General features: G+C 42.1%; 1 protein-coding gene and 1 pseudogene. One reads left to right on the top strand and one right to left on the bottom strand.

The annotated features are described in order from the left end of the window. Positions 1-65: 65 nt before the first annotated feature. The gene (locus H6S82_RS33745; protein ID WP_191056972.1) at positions 66-2,258 is read right to left on the bottom strand and encodes a PAS domain S-box protein; all 2,193 of its coding nucleotides are present in this window, start codon (positions 2,256-2,258) and stop codon (positions 66-68) included. A gap of 417 nt (positions 2,259-2,675) precedes the next feature. Between H6S82_RS33745 and H6S82_RS26435 the strand changes: the two are divergent. Then, positions 2,676-3,099 (top strand): annotated as a pseudogene (locus H6S82_RS26435) (aspartate carbamoyltransferase); the annotation flags it as partial.

Below are 3,099 nucleotides of genomic sequence, written 5' to 3'. Positions count from 1 at the left end.
TCTTACAATACATTTGTACTATCCTGGGGTAGCGATCGCACTCCTGCAAGTGCCTTAACAAAAGTTCATACAGTGTCGATTACTTTTGTCCGACTACTTAGCAGGCGTTTGCTGCGATCATCTTCAAGTTGTATTTCTAGCAGTTGAATCGCCATTAGAATTGGTGCTAAGACATTATTCAAATCGTGAGCTATGCCGCTTGCAAGAGTACCAATGCTTTCCATGCGTTGTGCGCGAAGAAACTGCGCTTCTAGTTGCTTCTTTTCTGTAATGTCAGTATTGACGACAAGAATAGATTTGGGTTGATTTGTTTCATCGCAGACCAGTGTCCAGCGGCTTTGAACGACGAGCTTTTTGCCGGATTTGGAGAGCTGATGCAGTTCTGTTTGCCAAGAGCCTTTCTTAACAAGCTTTTTCTCAATTAGGGGATAATTATCTTGTTCTCGATCGTACAAAAGCTGACGAACATACTCTCCCTGGGCTTCTTCTGTTTTCCAGCCATAAAGGCGTTCGGCACCTTTGTTCCAAAAAAGAATTTTACTATTCATATCTTGCACAAAAATAGCATCTGTTGCTATATCAATTAGAGCGGCTTGTTGAGATATTTGTTCTTCAAATAACTTACGTTCGTTAATATTGCGAAAATATACAGATAATCCATCTCGCGCCGGATAAGCATAAACTTCAAACCATGTATTTAGCGGTAAATATAATGCTTCAAATTTAACGCTGATTTGTTCTGATACAGCTTTATGATATTCCTTAAAAAAATCAGAATTTACTGCTTCTGGAAACTCATACCATATATTTTTACCCAATAATTCCGACTGTTTTCGCTGTAAAAAAATCTCTGCTTGTTGATTGATATAAGTGAATCGCCATTCATCATCTAAAGCAAAGAAAGCATCGGTGATACTTTCAAGAATATTGACGATCCGGTTTCGCGCTGCCTCAGCTTCAGCGCGGGAAGCTTGTTCTCTTTGCAAAATTTGGATGCGTTCTTGTTCGGCTTGTTTTATTGTTGTGATGTCGCGAGCGATCGCATAAATTAAACCCTCTTCAACAATAGGAAAAGCTGTCCATGCCAGCCATTTATAGGAGCCATCTTTGCAAGAATAGCGATTCTCAAAATTGATGGTAGGTGAGCCATTAGCAAGCTTTTCAACTTCACTGATGGTTGAAGAGCGATCTTCGGGATGAACAAAATTCAAAAATGGTTGTGCTAAAAGTTCGGAATTGGTGTAACCTAGAGTTTTTTCAAATACTGGGTTTAAGCGTTTGAAATAGGCGTCCGTTCCAGCGATACATAACATATCTAAGGATAAGTTAAAAAAGCGATCGCGTTCTGACTCTGCCTGTTTGCGGGCGGTAATGTCGCGTGTAAAACATCGCGTGTGGACAAATTTGCCATTTTCCCAGCATACATTTGAGTCGATGAGGACGTGCTTAACAGAGCCATCTTTACATCGCAACCTAGCTTCATAGTTGTGTAATGTCTGATTCGCGGCGAGGCGACTTAAAATATCATCTATTACTTCTTTGTCTGGGTAAAAGTTAGCGATGTGCTGACCGATATATTCCTGGGGAGTGTAGCCTAAAAGATCTAGTTCTGCTTTGTTTGCCCACTGGATCTTGCCGTCTGGCCCTACCCAATGCAGGCTAATCGCTGCATTTTCCAAGAAGTCAGTCAGCAGCTTTTCTCTGTGGCTAAGTTCTGCCTGCAAACGCTTGCACTCGATCGTAGTACAAGCTAAGTCTGCTAAATGATGCCGTAACTCTAGTTGAGTAATAACCTGACGACTCAGGGCTCGGAGTGACTCTGCTTGCTCGGAAGTGATTTCTCGGGGTACGAGATCGAGTACGCATAGAGATCCGATCGCTTTGCCTTCTCGTGAAATCAGAGGGACACAAGCGTAAAACCGCACGTAGGGGTAAAACGTAACTATAGGGTTTGTCCTAGACCTGCGATCGCTCAGAGTATCGGGAATAATTACTATATCGCCTTCCTGAACGCAAATTGGACATAACCAAGCATCGCGAGGTATTTGTTTGATGTCCAAATCAACTTTTGCTTTCACCCACTGACGTCTTAACTCGATAATATTGATGACTGCAATGGAAGCGCCACAAAGTTGTGCTGCTAAATGGGCGATATCTTCAAACGCCTGTTCGGTATCGCTGTCGAGAATTTGATACTGGCATAGCACTTCGAGCCTTCCTAGTTCGTTTCTAGGCAATGCTGCTTTCATGTTTGTCATCCTGGAGGTTCGATCTATTATTCCCAATTCAATGGCGTGTAATCTTTGCCGTATCTCTCAAAAGGTTTTATAACTTGCGTGTATTTTTTAGTTTTTTTTAATAGCCATCTAGCCATAACTTAGGTTACAGCTTTATTTATTATAATTTCTACAGCCTATTTGTAAAGATTTTCAGACCTCTATTTAATAAATTTCCATAGTTTTTCTATCTTTAGGTATATGTACCCTCAAATTTTTTATGGCATGGCATCTGGCTAATTATACATCAAGTAAAAATATTTAGATAGGCAAATATAAATAACGTATAAATACCCAACAAGAACTCCATCCCTGTCTAAAAAAGCCGGGATAATCTCGAACGATCGAAATAAAGTGTTTTAATGTGAAAATCTGAGATAATTTGGCTTAATTACTCGCATGGCTACTACTACTTGGACACGCCGCCACGTTATTTCGCTAGCTGATTTTGTTGCTGCTGAGTACGATACAGTGTTGCAAACTGCTGCTAGTTTTAGGGAAGTGCTGTCGCGGCGGGTCAAAAAAGTACCGACGCTGCAAGGACAGGTGGTGGCAACCCTGTTTTTTGAGCCGTCTACCCGGACTCGCAATAGTTTTGAACTCGCCGCTAAGCGACTTTCGGCGGATACGCTTAGCTTTGCACCGGCAACGTCTTCTCTGACGAAAGGAGAGACTATTTTGGATACGGCGATCACTTATTTGGCGATGGGAATGAATATAATGGTGATTCGCCATAAGGAGGCGGGGGTGCCGCAAGCGATCGCGAAAGAGATGGATCGCTTAGAATCGCAGGTGAGCGTCCTCAACGCAGGTGACGGTCAGC

It is taken from the genome of Planktothrix sp. FACHB-1355 (assembly GCF_014748295.1).
GTDB lineage: Bacteria > Cyanobacteriota > Cyanobacteriia > Cyanobacteriales > Aerosakkonemataceae > Aerosakkonema > Aerosakkonema funiforme_A.
This window is presented reverse-complemented; position numbering and strand designations above follow the sequence as displayed.